We start from the raw sequence: 17,907 nt of genomic DNA on the forward strand, positions 1-17,907 counted from the left end.
TCACCCGCTACGAATACGCCGACGGCCTGCACCTGATCAGCCGTCGCATAAATGCTGATGGTACCCAGGTCAACTACCGCTACGACAACGTGCGGTTACTGCTGACCGAGATCGAAAACGAAGTCGGTGAAACCTACCAACTCGACTACCACCCCAACGGGTTGATCAAGCAGGAAACCGGTTTTGACGGCCAGCGTACGGCTTACGTCTACGACCTCAACGGCTACCTGCTGGAAAAGACCGAACACGGCGACGATGGCAGTCAGCTAGTCACCCGCTACGAGCGAGACCCTTCCGGCCGCCTCGTACGAAAAACCCTGCCAGACGGTGGAGTGGTCGATTACGCCTACGACCGCCAGGGCAACCTCCTCAGCGTCGACGACGGCCACTGGGCGTTAGCCTACGAATACGACAGCCAAAACCGCCTCACCGCCGACCACCAAGGCTGGGGCACCCTGCGCTACGGCTACGATGCCTGCGGCCAACTGAAAAACCTGCGCCTGCCGGACAACAACCGCCTCACCTTCAACCACGACAAAAGCGGCCACCTCGCCACCGTCGAGCTGAACGGCAAAACCCTCACCTCTCACCTGTTCAAAACCGGCAGAGAGCGCCAACGCCAACAAGGCCAACTGCTCAGCCATTACGACTACGACGAACAAAACCGCCTCCACGCCCACGCAGTCACTCAACAGGAGCACAAGCTCTACCGCCGCCACTACGACTACGACAAATCCGGCAACCTCACCCGCCTGCTCGATACGCGCAAAGGTGAACACCACTACCACTACGATCCCCTCGCCCGCCTGACTCGAGCGGATCACTCGCAAGACGTGCAAGAGCGTTTCGGCCACGACCCGGCCGGCAACCTGCTGATGCAAGACCGCCCCGGTCCGGACATCGTGGCGGGAAATCGGTTGGTGATTCAGGGCGATCATCATTACGACTATGACGCGTTCGGCAATCTGATCCGCCAAAGACGCGGCAAGGGTCATCAACTCGTCACCGAGTATCGCTACGACTGTCAGCATCGGCTTATCGGCATTACCCAGCCGAACGGGCAAACGGCCAGCTATCGCTATGACCCGTTCGGTCGGCGTATCAGCAAAACCGTCGACGACCTAACCACGGAGTTTTTCTGGCAAGGCGACAAGCTGGTTGCGGAGCATCACGCGGACAGGCATCGCAGTTACCTCTACGAACCGGACAGCTTTCGGCCCTTAGCACTGCTGGAAGGTTTCGGCCCGAAAGACACCCAGCCCTTCCACTATCAACTGGACCACCTCGGCACCCCGCAGGAACTCACCGCCCCCGACGGCGAAATCGTCTGGTCCGCGCATTACCGCGCCTACGGCCAAATCAGCCGCCTAGACATCAACAAAATCGACAACCCGCTGCGCTTCCAAGGCCAATACTTCGACCCGGAAAGCGGGCTACATTACAACCGCCATCGCTACTACAATCCAGACATTGGTCGTTACCTGACACCGGACCCGGTGAAGCTGGCGGGTGGGATCAATGCGTACCAGTACGTACCTAACCCGACGGGGTGGGTAGATCCGTTGGGACTGAGTTGTAAGAACACGAACTGTCCTGAAGGTCCGTACAGCAAAATAGTTCCAGGAGGAGGTTTAGCCGCGCACGAGCGGGCAGGAGGGCATCTAATGCAAAAGCATATCGGTCGAACTGATAGACAATTGCTGGATCGATTACAGCAGGAACCAAATATCCCAGCGGCTTCTACTTTTCATGATCGCGCCACAGCAGAGTTCGCAGTATCAAATGTACTAGATGACAACAAAACCCAAATAAATAACTTCCTTGCAGGGCAAAACAATCAGATCGTCATTATTCAAAAAACTGAAGAACCTATAGGTACTAGCTTTAAAAAGAACACGACAGCAGCCGTTCCGGGAACAGAAATCTACCTTATCATTCGCAGAGATGAAAACATGCATAATGGTTACCGAATTCATACTGGATTTCCAAACCCATGAACCAAGACTATCCCGAGCTACAGCAATTCCTTGCAGGGTATTTCAATCAGGATTGGATGGAAGACCACAAGAGCGCGAGCGATGTAATTGACTTCTTTATCTCTGACGTCTCTGCAGACACATTATTCAAAGTGCAATCAGAATTACATAGATTGATAACAACCCAAAAAACCGAACAAGAGCTCCAAGATTATTTATTCGCTGATATTGGATGCTACTACTATTACCTTAACGAATGGGAGAGCGCCCGAACGTGGTTGAGGCACGTTGCTTCAGCATTGGAAAGTAGTAAAGCCTCAAATAAAAAATAAAGAAAACAAACTTATAAACCAATCAATCTTTGGCCCCTTTGGCGAGCTTGACCGCGCTGGGTCGTCCGGCAGCCAAAAGAGGGGCGACGCGATTTAACCGGCCGATAAGCGTCCAGTTTTGGGGCTGCTACGCAGCCCAACGGTGGGCAAGCCCGCTCATCACGTAAAACTGGCTTCCGCATTGAACACGACGATAGAAGTGGCGCTCATATAAACGTCTGGTCTGCCAAGAAAAAAGGGCCGCATTATCTTTTCGATGCAAACCAAAAAATGGTAATAAAGCTGACCAAAAGGTTTGAAACAAATAAACTATTTTGATGAAGAACTCATTAAAGAGTTTAAAAGCTTCAATATAAATTTTACCGTTCTCTCTGAAGCTAAGCATGAAGCAATAGTCGATAGCATCAATGATGACAATGCCTTTCTCCGGAAGCCAAATTGCCTGGAGCAAGTTAACAAATAGCATTAACTTTGGACTTCAAGCCTCAGATCTGGCTATATCGCTACTGATCGAAGAGTTCAACAAAGTAACCAACGACAACCTGTACTTTGTCGGCGACGTATGCTCGGACGGTTATTTAGTCGATCATAGAGACCTGAGTCAGGTGGTGAAAATCCTCTCTGAATTTCCTCAGCACACCTACATCGTGCCGGAACCGATGACGTGGATCGCATGCCTTTCATTTGAAGGCTATATTGACTTCGCAACTATTTGTGAATAGAAACTAATGGGTAAATGTTCGTGTCGGCTGATGCACTTCCCAGCAAGTCGAAATAATAGATCCTCGTGAGTAATTCACCGACATCTACCAATTAGTCAACGAGGTCTGGAAAGACGACCTCCAAAAAGCCAGCCTCGAAGACCAATCCACATGGTGAATGCCACCGGCATCACTGATGCGCCTTAAAATACTGTGGCGAGCAGGCTTGCCCTGCGTGGGACTCAAGCCCCAGCAAGGGCGACGCGCCTCTTAAGCCAAAACCGCGTCGCCAGTTTCGGGCCTGCTGCGCAGCCCAACGCAGGGCAAGCCTGCTCGCCACAATAAACCCGCTAGTCACAACAGGCCTACTCACCGGATAGCGAGGTTCACCCTCAAAAAATGAGTGAACCCAGCGCACCAATCAACGCTTCGAAAGCTCCATAATCATCCGGCTAAGCAAGTAAATTCGCGGCGCTACACTCTCCACTTCCGCATATTCCTCTGGGGTATGTATGTTGCCACCGACAATCCCGAACCCATCCAGCGTCGGTGTCCCAACCCCGGCAGACAAACTGGCATCCGCTGCCCCGCCGCTGCCTTCGATGGTCAACTTACGCCCCAGCTCCCCGTAAATCCCCTGGGCGATTGCGACCAGCTTGTCCGACTCCGGCGTCTGCGGCATTGGCGGTAAACCGCGCAGCAAACTGGTTTTCACTTCGGTGTCCGCAATCAACTTATTCGCCGAAACACGGGCCAGGTCCTTCTCGATCCGGTCGAACTCTTCCGGCAATGCCGCGCGTACGTCTGCCTTGGCCGTCGCCTGGTCGGGGATGACGTTGACGCGGTCGCCGGCCTTGAGCACGGTGAAGTTGATGGTGGTTTTCTTCTCTTCATCGCCCAGTTTGCCCAGTTGCAGGATCTGGTGCGCCGCTTCCATCGCGGCGTTGCGGCCCAGTTCCGGGGCGACGCCGGCGTGGGCGGCTTTGCCTTTGACTTCAACCACGGCGGTGGCGCTGCCTTTGCGCCATACCACCAGGCCGTCGGCTGGGCGGCCGGGCTCGAGGTTGAGGGTGACGTCGTGGCCCTTGGCGGTGGTGCGAATCAGTTCGGAGGCAGCGTCGGAGCCGGTTTCTTCGCTGGCATCGAGCAGGAAGGTGATCTGTGCGTAGTCCTTGAAACCCTGATCTTTCAGCACCTTCAGCGCATAGATGCCAGCGACGATGCCACCTTTGTCATCCATCACACCGGGGCCATAGGCGCGGCCGTCCTTGATGTGGAACGGGCGTTCGGCGGCCGAACCTTCCTTGAACACCGTGTCCATGTGGGCCATCAGCAAAATCTTGGCTTTGCCGGTGCCTTTGAGGGTGGCGATCACGTGACTGTTGTTGGCCGCTTTGTCCGGCACCAGCTCGATGCTGAAACCGAGCTGCTTCAGTTCTTCTACGGCGATGTCGCGCACTTGGGTCAGGCCGGGCTCGTAGCCGGAGCCCGAATCGATATTCACCAGACGCTCAAGCAGCTGCAGCGCTGGGGCCTTGTATTGTTCGGCGTCGGCCTGGATCTGTTTGTGGGGTTCAGCGCTGTAGGCCGGCACGGCGAAGGACATGGCCAGGGTCGCGGCCAGGAGGGTACGGGAGAAGGTGAAGAGCATGGACCGATCCTTGTTTTTTTGTTGGGGGGTGCGCCAACACCCTACCCCACTAGACCGATCGCAACCAACTCCCTTGCACTGAACTCACACGGTTGCGCCCGCTGCTCTTGGCCTCATACAACGCCTGGTCGGCGTCGTTGAGCCAACTGGTCGAATCCGCGTGCGCAGGTTGATACGGCGCCAGGCCAATGCTCAGGCTGGCGCGCAGTGTCGGGTCTTGGGTGTACGCCAAAGCGTTGAAGCGGTCGCGCAAGGCGTCCATCACTTCGGTGGCGCGGTGCAGGGGCATGTCCGGCAGGATCACGCAGAACTCATCGCCGCCATAGCGCCCGGCAAGGTCGGTGGTGCGCAGGTTCTGTCGCAGCACTTTGCTCAGTTGGCGCAGCACGATATCGCCGGTAACGTGGCCGTAGGTGTCGTTGATAGTCTTGAAATGGTCGATGTCGATCAGCGCAATGGCCGCGCCCACCTGCTCTCTGCGACAGCGTTGGAATTCGATCTCCAGGTGGTCCTTCCAGGCACCGTGGTTAAGCAGGCCGGACAGGCTGTCGGTGCGGCTCAGCGCCAGCAACTCGCGTTTGTGCCGGGCGAGGGTCACGGCCTGGCGATAGCAGATCCAGCCCAGAACCAGCGGGTACACCATCAGAATCGGCAAGCAGGCGTAAAGCTGGGTTTCAGTGGTAACGGCAATGAACGCCGGGGCGAACACCAGCAACGACGCGCCGACACCCAAGGCCTGCGCCACCCAGCCTGCCAGCATGAAGCGCGGCCCACCAATGGCGACGTTGTTCATGGTCATCATCGACAGCGTGGTGACACTGGGCAGCGGGTTGAAGTGCATGGCGCCGACCCAGAACCCGCCGCAAAAGGAATCAAACAACAGGTTACGGCGTTCGCTGCGCAGTGAGTTGCTGGCGCGGCGCGACCATTGATAGGCAATGTGCGGCCAGACAAAGGCGTTGATCAGCATCCACGCCCACACCCACAGCGGGGGATGCAAGGGGTACATGCCAAACACCACGCACACAAAACCGAGCGTCAGCCCCAGCGTGCGCGACTTATACAACCGTGAAGCGAGCGGAAGTCCATTTCCTCCGGCGGTTGACATGGCTTGATGTGATCCTGGATGAATGCCTGGAGTCTATCAGGGCAACGTCAAATCGCCACTACCGCTCATAAACCTGCGAATCGCGCCCTCAGTGCGAAAAACCGCGCGCCAGCATCAGCGCCACACCCAGCAACAGCACTGCCGTGACCCGTTGCAGCAACACCCTCCGCCTGGGGGTTTCCAGCACGTGCTTGATGCGTTGGCCGAAATAGCAATACAGGCAGCCGCTGGCAAACTGCAGCAACAGGAACGTCAGCCCGAGGATGGCAATATCTGCCGCGCGGCTGTGCCCTCCCGCCCCGGCAAACTGTGGGAACACAGCGCTGAACATGATGAGCGTCTTGGGGTTGGAAAACCCGGTCAGCAAGCCCTTGCCGAACAGGCTGCGCGCGCCCTGCGCGGCACCGTCCCGGTTGATCGATACGCCGCTGCTGGTCCACTGCCGGTAGGCCAGGTAGAGGATGTAGGCCACACCCACACACTGGAGGGTCTGGGTGATGGCAAGGTTGCCCTTGATCAATTGCGAGAAGCCTACGGCAAAGATCAGGATCGAAATCAGGTACGACACACTGGCGCCGATCTGCGCCGGGATTGAGCTGCGCAGGCCGTCCTTCAACCCCAGGCTTAACAGCAGCAGGGTCATCGGGCCGGGGCTGAAGGTCATGGTGGCGCAAAACAGCAGAAAATAGAGAAACGAAGAAAGCGTCAACGTACTGGTCATGAGTCCAGACCCGGGTTGGCAGAAACAACGGCGAAGGCGCGCGCCAGATCGGCCAGGGCGGCCTGCGCGCTGTGGTGACAGGTTTCAAAGGTCACCAGGCCTTTCCAGTTCGTCTCGACGATAGCTCGCAGCACCTCGGCGTACGCGCAGTTGTCAGCGTCGTGCCCCTCCTTGTGGTTGCTGAAGGAAATACCCTTGATCAGCGCGGGGTACTTGCGCATCACTTGCGCGGGCAAGCGACTGTCGATGTGTGTGTGGCCGGCGTCGAGCAAGCAGTACACATTGCTGTGTGCTTGCAGGTGCTCGAACACAAAGGCGAATTGCGCTGGGTGGGTGAAAATCCGGTAGTTGACGTAGTTGGACAGACTCTCCAGGTAGATATCCGTGCCCTTGGCCTCGGCGTACTGCGCCAGCTCCTTGACCGATTTGAGGTAATGCTCAAGGGCGATGTCCTTGGCCTCCAGCACCCTTTGCGGACCCACGATGCAGCCGCCGTGGATGATCAACGGCGCGCCCAGACGGCTGGCAACATCGACCTCTCTTTCCACGTACTCCACCGCCGCCGCACGAAAAGCGCCGACATCGCTGCCCAGCGGCGCCTTGAAGTTACTGTGGAATATTGGCTGAACACCGCTGGCGGCGATCTTCTCCTGCAGGCTGGCGATGCGCGCATCAGTCCAGTCCTCGACCCTTTCGCCTAACAGGCTGGCGTCGATGTACCAGTGGCTGTAGCCCCCTTCCATGGCGCTTTGCAGGCCCTTTTCGGCCCCCAGGTATTTATGCTGGGCCACCCCCAGGCAGAACGGCGCGCCCGGGTTGATCAGTTGGCTGTCCATCACGTAATCCCTGTCATTGATGGCCCGCAGTCTAGAGCGGCAGCCTTGCACAGGGCAGGTAAAGTAATGCCTAATCCGGCCGAACTTTACCGGTAACAATCACCGGTAAAATAACCGGCAAATACCAGGAAGGTTTATGTTTGTACCCGCCATCGCCTTTGTTGACGGCACACCCAAGGTTCAGCAGATTGTCGACGCGTTCAGCCAGGCCATCGAGCACGGTGACTGGGCGCCGGGCAGCAAATTGCCGTCGGTGCGTGAATTGACCCAGACCCTGGGCGTGGGCAAATTCACCCTCAATGAAGCGCTGGACCGCCTGCGCGGACGTAACCTGCTGACCTCCAGCCAGGGCCGCGGCTACTTCGTGGCGATGGACAGCGCCCGCCCCGCCTCGATGACCTGGGTCGACCTGTTGCCCCAAGACCTGCTCAGCGTGTTGCGCCGCCCTTTGGTCACCGCCGGCGGCGAGCTGCGTCCCGGCAGCGGGCACTTGCCGGAGAGCTGGCTGAACAACGACGCCATCCGCCACGCCCTGCGCAGTGTGGTGCGCGCGCCGTCGTTGCGCATCGCCGGGCTGGGCGCGCCGGCCGGGCTGTTGCCGCTGCGCCAGGCGCTGCAACAAAAGCTGCACGCTGAAGGCCTGTCAGTGCCGGTGGAACAAATCATCACCACGCCCAACACCGTGCAAGGCCTGGACATGCTCATGCGCCTGCTCGCACGCCCCGGCGACACCGTGCTGCTGGACGCGCCGTGCTACTTCAACTTCCACGCCAACCTGGCCTTGCACGGCGTCAACGTAGTGACCATCGAGCGCCGCCCCGACGGCTTTGACTTCGCCGCCCTTGAAGCACTGCTGGCCGAACACCGCCCCAGTCTGTACCTGACCACCAGCGTGCTGCATAACCCCACCGGCCATTCCTTCAGCCCCAGCCAGGCGTTTCGCCTGCTGCAACTGACTCAGCAATACCATTGCCATATCGTCGAGGATGACCTCTACGGCGACCTGCACCCCAGCCCGCCCCCGCGCCTGGCGGCTCTCGCCGGGCTGGACCAGGTCACGTACCTGTCTGGTTTCTCCAAGATTCTGAGCGCCAACACCCGCGTCAGCTATGTGGTGGCCGCGCCGCAACTGGCGGCGAACCTGACCAACATGAAGTTGATGAGCGGTGGCGTGACCTCAGAGCTGTTCGAGCAACTGGTCTATCGCATGCTCAGCGAAGGCAGCTACGCCAGGCATCGCAAGCGCATGGTGCAACGGTTGATGGAGTCCGGCGGACGCGTCGAGCAATGGCTCAAGCGTTGCGGGTGCGAGCTGCCGATGGCGTATGAGGGCGGGATGTTTATCTGGGCGCGGCTGCCGCAGGCGGTGGACGGCGAACTGCTGGCCCAGCACGCGTTGAAACACAGCATGGTTCTGGCGCCGGGCGCCTTGTTCGGTTATGACCCGGCGCACCTCAATACGATGCGTTTTAATGTCGCCCACAGTGATGAACCGCGCGCGCAGCAGCTATTTGAGACGCTGCTGCTCAAGGCCGTGCGCGCCCCTTGAGCATGCCGTGGTTGACCAGCAAGGTGCGCATCGCGTTGCGGGTGATCCCCAGCAAGTCCGCGGTGCGCAGTTGGTTGAAGCCACAAAACGCAAACGCCTCGCGCACGATCAGGTCCTCTATATCGTGCAGCAAGGTGTCTCCCGGCACCTCGAACAACCTCAACAGCTGCTCGCGCATCACCTCATGCGGGATCCGCGGCGCACCACTATTGGCGCTCGCGTGGAGCGCGCTGAGCCCGGCGGAGAACTTCAGGTGGCTGGGCATGATCGGCTTGTCACCGGCCACCAGCAGCGCCAGGTGCACGACGTTTTCCAGCTCGCGGATATTGCCCGGCCACGGGTACTCCAGCAGCGCCTGGGTGGCGGATTCGGAGAGCATCGGCTCGGCGATCTTGAGCTTGGCGCTGTACAGCCGGCGAAAGTGCTCCACCAGCGGCAAGATGTCCAGCGGCCGCTCGCGCAGCGGCAGCACCTGCACCTGCGCAACGTTGATGCGGTAAAACAGGTCCAGACGAAAATTGCCGGCCTCCACCGCCTGTTCCAGGTCGATGTTGGTGGCGGTCACCAGGCGGATATTGATCTTGACCGGCTTGCGCGAGCCGACCCGCACCACCTCCTGTTCCTGCAGCACACGCAGCAACTTGACCTGCAAAGGCAGCGGCAGGTCGCCGATTTCATCCAGGAACAGGGTGCCGCCATCGGCCTCTTCGAACCAGCCGATCCGCCGCCCGGAAGCACCGGAAAACGAGCCGGCTTCATGCCCGAAAAACTCGCTTTCGGCCAGGTTCTCGCTGATCGCGCCGCAGTTCACCGGCACAAACGCGCCAGTGCGGCCGCTGGCGCTGTGGATGTAGCGCGCCACCAGCTCCTTGCCGGTGCCGGTTTCGCCATTGATCAACACCGGCGCTTCGCTGGGGCCGACGCGTTTCAAATAATCGAGCAGTTGCAACGAGCGCGGGTCGGAAAACACCAGCGCCTTGGCACGGATCGACAGCGGGTCTTTTTCGCCCTGGGGCAAGGTCAGGATCGGCGTGGGCTGCCCGTGGGGACGGTTCATGAACAATTTCCCGGCGGCGAGATAAAAGAAGTGACGGTGACTTTACCCAGCCGCGCATATAACTAGAAATATTAAAAATTCATTAGTACATAACCGTTTATCGGCGGTGCGCCAGCGACCTCACACAGCGATCCCCCAGGCTTTGCACGCCCTGCACCAACACCACCAGCACGATGACCGTGACCACCATGATCTGATTGTTGAAACGCTGATAACCATAACGAATCGCCAGGTCGCCCAGCCCGCCGCCACCGATCACGCCAGCCATGGAGGAAAAGCCGATCAGCATCACCAGCGTCAGCGTGACCCCGGCCACCAGCGCGGGCAAGGCTTCCGGCAGCAGCACTTTGAGGATCACATGGCGCACGTCACCGCCCATGGCGACGATGGCTTCTATGCGCCCCTTGTCCACTTCATCCAGGGCGGTCTCGACAATGCGCGCAAAAAAAGGAAAAGCGCCAATCGTGATCGGCACCACGGCCGCCGTACTGCCCAATGTGGTGCCGACGATCAGGCGCGTCAGCGGGATCAACGCGATCAGCATCACCACAAACGGCAATGACCGCCCCAGGTTGATCACGGCGCCCAACGCCCGGTTGAGCCGTGGCAAAGGCAGCAAACCGCCGCGTCGGCTGATAAACAGCACCACGCCCAGCGGCAAGCCGATCAACAGCGTGAAAAGGCCCGCCAGCAGCACCATGTACAGGGTTTCGCCGGTGGCGTTGAGCAGCAGTTGAACAATCTCGTTCCAGTCGGTTTTCATACGGCCCTCACCACGGGCAGGCTTGGCGCCAGCGAACGGCCCAGGCGCGATGTCGGGTCGGCTTGCAACTGCAGCAGCGTGCCGCTTTCCACCACGCGGCCATCGGCCAGCGACACTGCGCTGTCACAGATGGTCTTGACCACGTCGAGTTCATGGGTGATCAACACGATGGTCACGCCCAACTGCCGATTGATGTCGCGCAACAACTCAAGAATCGACGCGGTGGTTTGCGGGTCCAGCGCGCTGGTGGCCTCATCCGATAACAAATAGGCCGGACGCGCCGCCAATGCCCGGGCAATGCCCACACGTTGTTTCTGCCCACCGGAAAGCTGCGAAGGAAACGCCCCAGCCTTGTCACTCAAACCCACCAACGCCAGCAACTCGGCCACCCGCGCCGCGCGCTCGACCTTGGGCACCTGGGCGATTTCCAGCGGCACCGCGACGTTGCCCGCCACCGTGCGTGAATGCAGCAGGTTGAAGCCCTGGAAGATCATGCCGATGCGCTGGCGTTGCTCGCGCAGTTGCTTGTCGCTCAGTTGGGTCAGGTCCTGGCCATCCAAAAGGATGCGCCCGCAGGTGGGCCGCTCCAGCAGGTTAAGGCAGCGCAACAAGGTACTTTTACCCGCCCCGCTGCGGCCGACGATGCCAAAAATCGAGCCGTCGTTTATCTGCAACGACACGTTATCCAGCGCCGCCGGCTGGCCGTCGGCGTAGGTTTTGCTGACGCCCTCGACGACGATCATTTGGCCGCCACCGGAATCACGGAGCCCGCGTATTTTTCGCTGATGAACGTGGCCACCTCCGGCGAGCGCAGGTCCTTGGCGAGCTGCTTGATGCGCGGGTCATCGACCAGTTTTGGTGTGGTCACCAGGATATTCGCGTACGGGTTGCCCTCGGCTTTCTCCAGGCCCAAGGCGTCTTTGGCCGGCACCAACCCGGCTTCCAGAGCGAAGTTGCCATTGATCACCGCCAGGTCCACATCGTCCAGCGCCCGCGGAATTTGCGGCGATTCAATCTCCAGAATCTTCAAGTGCTTGGGGTTTTCGGCGATGTCCTTGGGCGTGGCCTGCTCCTTGGACGCGTCATTGAAGCCCGGCTTGAGCGTGATCAGGCCGTTCGCTTGCAACAGGTACAAGGCGCGGCTGAGGTTGGTGACGTTATTCGGCACCGCCACCGTGCCTTGGTCCGGCACCTGAGCGAAGCGTGTGTGGCGATGCGAATAGATGCCCAACGGCTCGATATGCACGGTGGCGGCCACGGCAAACTTCTGGCCGAGGGCCTGTTCCTGGGCGTTAAGGAATGGCAGGTGCTGGAAGTAATTGGCGTCGACATCACCGTGCGCCAGCAGCTCGTTGGAGTTCACGCCGCTGGGGATCTCGATGATTTTCAGGTTCAGGCTCGGGTCGATTTTCTGCACATACTCGAGGATCTGCGCATGGGGAATCGGGTCGGCGGCGACACGCAGCGCATCGGCGGCCGACACACTCAATGAGGCCAGCAACGCCGCCAACGTCAGTGCGGTTTTCTTCAACATGTTGATCTCCTGATCAGGCGGACAGTGCGTGGGGAAGTGTGGCGTCGGCGTAAAAACGTTGGGCGACATCCGGGTGCGAGCGCAGGCGGCCCTTGAGGTAGTTCCAGCCGACATCGCGCAGCAACGGGTTGCGCGGGTCACTGGTGGGGCCGTGGGCATCACGCAGCAGTTCGGGGGCCAGGTCATACACCGGCACCACCGCATCCAGCTGCGCACCGAGGAAGAACGCCAGGGACAGACGCTCGCTACCCAGCGGCGGCGACACCACGCGGTGTACGGTGGCGCGCAAGTACCCGTTGCTGGCCAGCTCAAGCAGTTCGCCGATATTCACCACCAAGGTTGCGGGGCGTGGCGACGCATCAATCCAACGGCCCTCCTCCACTTCCACCTGCAAACCGGCCTGCTCGTCCTGCAGCAGGAAGCTCAAAAAGCCGGAGTCCTTGTGTGCGCCCACGCCCTGGCGGCTTTGTTGCGCGTGGCGGCCGGGGTAGCGAATCAGCTTGATGTGTTCGTTGGGTTGGTCGCCGTACAGTGCGTCAAACGCGTGCTCGGGCAGCGACAGGGCCTGGGCGAAGGCGCGTAGCAAGCGCAACGACATGTGCGTCATTGCCTGCTGCCAGGCCAGCACCAACGGCTTGAGTTCGGGTAAGGCGACAGGCCATTGGTTCGGGCCTTGCAGCCGGGCCCACGCGGCCGGGTGCTCAGCCTCACTCAACGGCTCGCGCTCGGCGCCGACGTCAAACTGTTCGCGCAGGTCTGGCTGGCCGCGAGTGATCTCCGACGCGGCGCGGTTGTAGCCGCGAAAGTGCGCGGAGTTGAGCATGCCGACCGCCAGTTTGTCGGCCTCGGGCAAGGCAAAAAATGCGCGCGCCTGCTGCTGCACCTGAGCCAGCAGCGCCGGGTCGATGCCGTGACCGGTCAGGTAGAAAAAACCGACCTGCCGTGCAGCAGAGCGCAATGCATCGAGAAAGTCGCCGCGTTGCTCAGGCGTGCCGTCAAGCTGCGACAGATCCAGCAGCGGCAAGGTGGTGATTGATTGCAGCATCGGCGGCTCACTCCATAAGCGTCTTGGGTTGGAGCAACCAAGCTAAACGATCTTAAAAAACCTTAATAAATACCTTTTTAGCATTAGCTTAGGCGTGCGGGTGAACGACGCCGGACGCTAGCCTGTCGGTTTTTTTGCCTCGCTGTGTATCTCGTTATCGCCAGATACACTGCAATACAAAGGGCACAAGGCAAAGCCTGCGGCGATGGCTAGACTGCGGCCCATGAGCATTTAACGAGGAACGCAGCATGGACCATGTCGACCATATCCTGATCGTCGATGATGACCGCGAGATCCGCGAACTGGTGGGCAATTACCTGAAGAAAAACGGCATGCGCACCACGGTGGTCGCCGATGGCCGTCAGATGCGCAGCTTCCTCGACACCACCCCGGTTGACCTGATCGTGCTGGACATCATGATGCCCGGCGACGACGGTTTGCAGCTGTGCCGCGAGCTGCGGGTGGGCAAGCACAAAGCCACGCCGGTGCTGATGCTCACCGCGCGCAACGATGAAACCGACCGCATCATCGGTCTGGAAATGGGCGCCGACGATTACCTGGTCAAACCCTTTTCCGCCCGCGAACTGCTGGCGCGGATCAACGCCGTGTTGCGCCGCACGCGCATGCTGCCGCCGAACCTGGTGGTGAGTGAAACCGGACGGCTGATCCGCTTCGGGCGCTGGCGCCTGGACACCACCGCCCGCCATTTGCTCGACGAAGACGACACGCTGGTGGCCTTGAGCGGCGCCGAATACCGCCTGCTGCGGGTGTTCCTCGATCACCCACAGCGCGTGCTCAACCGCGACCAACTGCTCAACCTGACCCAGGGTCGTGACGCGGATCTGTTCGACCGCTCCATCGACCTGCTGGTCAGCCGCCTGCGCCAACGCTTGTTGGATGACGCACGTGAACCGGCGTATATCAAGACCGTGCGCAGCGAAGGCTATGTGTTTTCCCTGGCGGTGGAAATCCTTGGAGCCACGCAATGAAATGGCGGTTGGGTTGGCCGAGCACGCTGGCGTCGCAGTTGTCACTGATCTTCCTGATCAGCCTGGTGTGCGCCCATGGGTTGTCGTTCAGCGCGCAATTCTACGAGCGCTATATCAGCGCGCGCACCGCGATGCTCGGCAACCTGGAGAACGATGTGTCGACCTCGGTGGCAATCCTCGACCGCCTGCCCGCCAACGAGCGCGCCAGTTGGCTGCCGCGTATCGACCGCCAGAACTACCATTACCTGCTCAATGCCGGCGAGACCGGTGAGCCGATGAGCAGTGACGACGTGCCGATGGCCGCCACCTCGATTGCGGATGCGCTGGGCGAGCAGTACGCGTTGACCTTTCGCACCATTCCCGGCTTGCAGAAGCACTTCCAGGCGCACCTGACCCTGACCGACGGCAACCCGATCACCCTCGACGTGCGCCCGGCCGCCCTGCCCGTGGCGTATTGGTTGCCGGTGGTGCTGATCCTGCAATTGGCGCTGTTGCTCGGTTGCACCTGGTTGGCCGTGCGCCTGGCGATTCGCCCGCTGACGCGCCTGGCCCGCGCGGTAGAAACCCTCGACCCCAACGCCCATCCGACGCCGCTGGACGAACACGGCCCGACCGAAGTGGCGCATGCGGCGGCGGCGTTCAACCAGATGCAACAACGCATCGCTGAATACCTCAAGGAACGCATGCAGATCCTCGCGGCCATTTCCCACGACCTGCAAACGCCGATTACCCGCATGAAACTGCGCGCCGAGTTCATGGAAGAGTCTGCCGAGCGCGACAAACTCTGGAGTGACCTGGGGGAAATGGAACACCTGGTGCGTGAAGGCGTGGCCTACGCGCGCAGCGTGCACGGCGCTACCGAAGCCAGCCATCGCATCAACCTCGACGCGTTTCTGGACAGCCTGGTATTTGATTATCAGGACATGCACAAGCAGGTCAGCATCACCGGTAAAAGTGCGCTGGTGCTCGACACCCGCCCTCACGCCTTGCGGCGGGTGTTGGTGAACCTGCTGGACAACGCGCTGAAATTCGCCGGCAGCGCAGAACTGGCGGTCGGCTCGACGCCAAATGGGCAGCTGTCGATCAGCGTATTGGACCGCGGACCCGGGATTGCCGAGGACGAACTGGTGCGCGTCATGCAGCCATTTTATCGGGTAGAAAGTTCACGCAATCGCGGCACCGGCGGCACCGGGCTGGGCCTGGCGATTGCGCAGCAACTGGCGGTGGCGATCGGTGGCTCACTGACCTTGAGCAATCGCGCGGGCGGTGGGCTGTGCGCGCAGATTCGGCTGAGCTTGTAGCTCGCCTTTTAATGCACGTTGCTAATAAATAAATCGAATGATAATTCCATATTTTAATACTTAGGTTAGAACCAACAGGCATTTTACAGACCCGGCTCCTGCCCTTACTTTTGAGCCGAGTGACCGACCCCACGCCCGGAGGAGGTGTTGATCCCGTACCTGACAAGGACTGACCATGAGCATTGAATTCATCGGCTATATCGGCGGCCATCACGCCTCTGAGATCCACCCGCGCAGCGGCCCGACCCTGCAACCGGACTACGTCGAAACCGTGGCCCGCGCCCACGAAGAGGCAGGCTTCGACCGCGCCCTGGTGGCCTTCCATTCCAGCAGCCCGGACAGCACGTTGATCGCCGCGCATGCCGCCAGCGTGACCCAAAAGCTGCAGTTTCTAATCGCCCACCGCCCAGGCTTTGCCCAGCCGACGCTGGCTGCGCGCCAGTTCAGCACCCTGGATGTTTTCAACGGCGGGCGCACCGCCGTGCATATCATCACCGGTGGCGATGACCGCGAACTGCGCGCCGATGGCAGCCACATCGGCAAGGACGAACGCTACGCACGCACCGACGAGTACCTCAGCGTGGTGCGCCAGGAATGGACAAGCGAGCAGCCCTTCGATTTCGCGGGTACGTACTACCAGGTGGAAGGCGCGCACTCGACGGTGAAGTCACCGCAGCAGCCGCATATTCCGCTGTATTTCGGTGGCTCCTCCGCGGCAGCGATTGCGGTGGCGGGCAAACATGCCGACGTGTATGCGCTGTGGGGTGAAACCTATGAGCAAGTGCGAGAAGTAGTGACTCAGGTGCGTGCCGAAGCGGCCAAGCATGGGCGCACGATCCGCTTCAGTTTGTCGTTGCGCCCGATCCTCGCCGAGACCGAGGAACTGGCGTGGGCGCGCGCCGAGACGATCTTGCAACAGGCCACGGCGCTGGCTGAGAAGAACGGATTCGTGCGACGGGAACCGCCGAACGAAGGCTCACGCCGGTTGCTGGCAGCCGCGGCGCAAGGCTCGCGGCTGGATAAGCGGTTGTGGACCGCAGTTGCCGGGCTGCTCGGCGCCCAAGGCAACTCCACCTCACTGGTGGGCACCGCCGAACAAGTCGCTGAAGCCCTGTTGGATTACTACGACCTGGGGATTACCACCTTCCTGATTCGCGGCTTCGATCCGCTCAATGATGCAATTGATTACGGCAAGCGCTTGATCCCACTCACCCGCCAATTGGTCGCAGAGCGCGAGCAGGCCCGGCAGGTCGCGTAAGTGGGACCTGGCTTGCCTGCGATGGCATCGATTGGGTGTGCCTGATACACCGAGGTGCCTGCATCGCAGGCAAGCCAGCTCCCACAAAAAGCCAAGCAGTGCGGTGCTGGCAGCTGAACTCGGTCAACTTGTGGGAGCGGGCTTGCTCGCGAAGGGGGTGGGTCACTCAGCACATGTGTAGCTGACACACCGCCTTCGCGAGCAAGCCCGCTCCCACATTTGGAGCTCAGTGCATCAGACAAAGATGTGTTGCTGTGCTGTTGCCCTGCTTTTGCTTCTACCACTCAGGTCGGCTTTCAGGCCGCCGTGCTCTGCTTTTGATCTTGATCTGACAGGCCCCGTCAACCACGCTGGCCGAACGCAGGCTCACGCCGGTTGCTGGCGGCCGCGGCGCAAGGCTCGCGGCTGGATAAGCGGTTGTGGACCGGAGTTGCCGGTCTGCTCGGCGCCCAAGGCAACTCCACCTCACTGGTGGGCACCGCCGAACAAGTCGCTGAAGCCTTGTTGGATTACTACGATTTGGGGATTAACACCTTCCTGATTCGCGGCTTCGATCCGCTCAATGATGCAATTGATTACGGCAAGCGCTTGATCCCACTCACCCGCCAATTGCTCGCAGAGCGCGAGCAGGCCCGGCAGGTCGCGTAAGTGGGAGCTGGCTTGCCTGCGATGGCATCGATTGGGTGTTACTGATACACCGAGGTGCCTGCATCGCAGGCAAGCCAGCTCCCACAGAAAAGCCAAGCAGTGCGGTGCGGGCGGCTGAACTCGGCCAACTTGTGGGAGCGGGCTTGCTCGCGAAGGGGGTGGGTCAGCCAGCTCATGTGTAGCTCGCACACCGCCTTCGCGAGCAAGCCCGCTCCCACATTTGGAGCTCAGTGCATCAGAAAAAGATGTTTTGCTGTGCTATCGCCCTGCTCTTGCTTCAACCACTCAGGTCGGCTACCAGGCCGCCGTGCTCTGCTTTTGATCTTGATCTGACAGGCCCCGTCAACCACGCTGGCCGAACGCAGGCTTGAATCCGTGGGTAACCCGGCAGGACGCCGGGTTAGCCGTGTTGGGCCATGGATGGCCCGTCACGGCGGC

16 protein-coding genes and 1 pseudogene are annotated in these 17,907 nt (G+C 60.2%); 7 read left to right on the top strand and 10 right to left on the bottom strand.

The features are described 5' to 3' along the window. Together AACW30_RS21775 and AACW30_RS21780 are read left to right on the top strand one after the other, a co-directional pair. The coding region (locus tag AACW30_RS21775; RefSeq protein ID WP_200625737.1) for an RNase A-like domain-containing protein at positions 1 to 1,997 on the top strand (1,997 nt) is incomplete at its 5' end. Continuing rightward, the gene (locus AACW30_RS21780) at positions 1,994 to 2,308 is read left to right on the top strand and encodes a contact-dependent growth inhibition system immunity protein (RefSeq protein ID WP_200625738.1); all 315 of its coding nucleotides are present in this window, start codon (positions 1,994 to 1,996) and stop codon (positions 2,306 to 2,308) included. The genes AACW30_RS21775 and AACW30_RS21780, both read left to right, overlap by 4 nt. A gap of 127 nt (positions 2,309 to 2,435) precedes the next feature. Here the strand turns inward: AACW30_RS21780 and AACW30_RS21785 are convergent, their stop codons facing one another. The 5 genes from AACW30_RS21785 to AACW30_RS21805 form a co-directional block, all read right to left on the bottom strand. Further along, positions 2,436 to 2,774 (bottom strand): hypothetical protein, encoded by a 339-nt coding sequence (locus tag AACW30_RS21785; protein WP_200625739.1) that lies wholly within the window; start codon positions 2,772 to 2,774, stop codon positions 2,436 to 2,438. Between the two features lie 656 nt (positions 2,775 to 3,430). Continuing rightward, a complete protein-coding gene (locus tag AACW30_RS21790; RefSeq protein ID WP_200625740.1) occupies positions 3,431 to 4,660 on the bottom strand; it encodes a M20/M25/M40 family metallo-hydrolase in 1,230 nt (409 codons plus the stop codon). Positions 4,661 to 4,709: 49 nt separating this feature from the next. After that, complete coding sequence (locus AACW30_RS21795) at positions 4,710 to 5,768, bottom strand: diguanylate cyclase (protein WP_106580196.1); 1,059 nt, start codon at positions 5,766 to 5,768, stop codon at positions 4,710 to 4,712. Between the two features lie 88 nt (positions 5,769 to 5,856). Next, positions 5,857 to 6,489 (bottom strand): LysE family translocator, encoded by a 633-nt coding sequence (locus AACW30_RS21800; RefSeq protein WP_106580197.1) that lies wholly within the window; start codon positions 6,487 to 6,489, stop codon positions 5,857 to 5,859. Continuing rightward, positions 6,486 to 7,325, bottom strand: a complete 840-nt coding sequence (locus AACW30_RS21805) for a sugar phosphate isomerase/epimerase family protein (RefSeq protein WP_200625741.1) — start codon at positions 7,323 to 7,325, stop codon at positions 6,486 to 6,488. Before AACW30_RS21805 ends, AACW30_RS21800 begins: the two co-directional genes overlap by 4 nt. A gap of 136 nt (positions 7,326 to 7,461) precedes the next feature. On the opposite strand from AACW30_RS21805, the gene AACW30_RS21810 reads away from it, so the two are divergent. Beyond that, a complete protein-coding gene (locus AACW30_RS21810; protein WP_200625742.1) occupies positions 7,462 to 8,874 on the top strand; it encodes an aminotransferase-like domain-containing protein in 1,413 nt (470 codons plus the stop codon). Here AACW30_RS21810 and AACW30_RS21815 read toward each other — a convergent pair. From AACW30_RS21815 to AACW30_RS21835, 5 genes are all read right to left on the bottom strand, one after another. After that, the gene (locus tag AACW30_RS21815; protein ID WP_200625743.1) at positions 8,852 to 9,931 is read right to left on the bottom strand and encodes a sigma-54 interaction domain-containing protein; all 1,080 of its coding nucleotides are present in this window, start codon (positions 9,929 to 9,931) and stop codon (positions 8,852 to 8,854) included. The genes AACW30_RS21810 and AACW30_RS21815 overlap by 23 nt on opposite strands. Before the next feature lie 97 nt (positions 9,932 to 10,028). Next, positions 10,029 to 10,694, bottom strand: coding sequence for a methionine ABC transporter permease (locus AACW30_RS21820; RefSeq protein WP_200625744.1), 666 nt, complete (start codon positions 10,692 to 10,694; stop codon positions 10,029 to 10,031). Continuing rightward, a complete protein-coding gene (locus tag AACW30_RS21825) occupies positions 10,691 to 11,437 on the bottom strand; it encodes a methionine ABC transporter ATP-binding protein (protein WP_200625745.1) in 747 nt (248 codons plus the stop codon). The genes AACW30_RS21820 and AACW30_RS21825 overlap by 4 nt, the downstream gene beginning before the upstream one ends. Then, on the bottom strand, positions 11,434 to 12,228 hold the full coding sequence (locus tag AACW30_RS21830; protein WP_200625746.1) for a MetQ/NlpA family ABC transporter substrate-binding protein: 795 nt from the start codon (positions 12,226 to 12,228) through the stop codon (positions 11,434 to 11,436). The genes AACW30_RS21825 and AACW30_RS21830 overlap by 4 nt, the downstream gene beginning before the upstream one ends. A 13-nt stretch (positions 12,229 to 12,241) precedes the next feature. Further along, a complete protein-coding gene (locus AACW30_RS21835; RefSeq protein ID WP_119735432.1) occupies positions 12,242 to 13,273 on the bottom strand; it encodes an isopenicillin N synthase family dioxygenase in 1,032 nt (343 codons plus the stop codon). A gap of 248 nt (positions 13,274 to 13,521) precedes the next feature. Here AACW30_RS21835 and AACW30_RS21840 point away from each other — a divergent pair, with 248 nt between their 5' ends. The 4 genes and pseudogenes from AACW30_RS21840 to AACW30_RS21855 all read left to right on the top strand — a co-directional run. Continuing rightward, positions 13,522 to 14,262 carry a response regulator gene (locus AACW30_RS21840; RefSeq protein ID WP_106580205.1) on the top strand — a complete coding sequence of 247 codons (741 nt, stop codon included), beginning with the start codon at positions 13,522 to 13,524 and terminating at the stop codon, positions 14,260 to 14,262. Further along, a complete protein-coding gene (locus tag AACW30_RS21845; protein ID WP_200625747.1) occupies positions 14,259 to 15,563 on the top strand; it encodes an ATP-binding protein in 1,305 nt (434 codons plus the stop codon). Before AACW30_RS21840 ends, AACW30_RS21845 begins: the two co-directional genes overlap by 4 nt. A gap of 175 nt (positions 15,564 to 15,738) precedes the next feature. Then, complete coding sequence (locus AACW30_RS21850) at positions 15,739 to 16,821, top strand: LLM class flavin-dependent oxidoreductase (RefSeq protein ID WP_106580207.1); 1,083 nt, start codon at positions 15,739 to 15,741, stop codon at positions 16,819 to 16,821. A gap of 339 nt (positions 16,822 to 17,160) precedes the next feature. Beyond that, a pseudogene (locus AACW30_RS21855) lies at positions 17,161 to 17,469 on the top strand (LLM class flavin-dependent oxidoreductase); the annotation flags it as partial. Between the last annotated feature and the right edge of the window lie 438 nt (positions 17,470 to 17,907).

This window comes from Pseudomonas sp. MF6747 (genome assembly GCF_963890955.1).
In the GTDB taxonomy this organism is placed as follows: Bacteria; Pseudomonadota; Gammaproteobacteria; order Pseudomonadales; family Pseudomonadaceae; genus Aquipseudomonas.

Coding starts and splice junctions, on each gene's coding strand:
- AACW30_RS21835 (WP_119735432.1), bottom strand. CDS start 13,273: ATGCTGCAATCAATCACCACCTTGCCGCTGCTGGATCTGTCGCAGCTT.
- AACW30_RS21820 (WP_200625744.1), bottom strand. CDS start 10,694: ATGAAAACCGACTGGAACGAGATTGTTCAACTGCTGCTCAACGCCACC.
- AACW30_RS21830 (WP_200625746.1), bottom strand. CDS start 12,228: ATGTTGAAGAAAACCGCACTGACGTTGGCGGCGTTGCTGGCCTCATTG.
- AACW30_RS21795 (WP_106580196.1), bottom strand. CDS start 5,768: ATGTCAACCGCCGGAGGAAATGGACTTCCGCTCGCTTCACGGTTGTAT.
- AACW30_RS21850 (WP_106580207.1), top strand. CDS start 15,739: ATGAGCATTGAATTCATCGGCTATATCGGCGGCCATCACGCCTCTGAG.
- AACW30_RS21815 (WP_200625743.1), bottom strand. CDS start 9,931: ATGAACCGTCCCCACGGGCAGCCCACGCCGATCCTGACCTTGCCCCAG.
- AACW30_RS21825 (WP_200625745.1), bottom strand. CDS start 11,437: ATGATCGTCGTCGAGGGCGTCAGCAAAACCTACGCCGACGGCCAGCCG.
- AACW30_RS21810 (WP_200625742.1), top strand. CDS start 7,462: ATGTTTGTACCCGCCATCGCCTTTGTTGACGGCACACCCAAGGTTCAG.
- AACW30_RS21800 (WP_106580197.1), bottom strand. CDS start 6,489: ATGACCAGTACGTTGACGCTTTCTTCGTTTCTCTATTTTCTGCTGTTT.
- AACW30_RS21845 (WP_200625747.1), top strand. CDS start 14,259: ATGAAATGGCGGTTGGGTTGGCCGAGCACGCTGGCGTCGCAGTTGTCA.
- AACW30_RS21840 (WP_106580205.1), top strand. CDS start 13,522: ATGGACCATGTCGACCATATCCTGATCGTCGATGATGACCGCGAGATC.
- AACW30_RS21790 (WP_200625740.1), bottom strand. CDS start 4,660: ATGCTCTTCACCTTCTCCCGTACCCTCCTGGCCGCGACCCTGGCCATG.
- AACW30_RS21780 (WP_200625738.1), top strand. CDS start 1,994: ATGAACCAAGACTATCCCGAGCTACAGCAATTCCTTGCAGGGTATTTC.
- AACW30_RS21805 (WP_200625741.1), bottom strand. CDS start 7,325: ATGGACAGCCAACTGATCAACCCGGGCGCGCCGTTCTGCCTGGGGGTG.
- AACW30_RS21785 (WP_200625739.1), bottom strand. CDS start 2,774: ATGCTATTTGTTAACTTGCTCCAGGCAATTTGGCTTCCGGAGAAAGGC.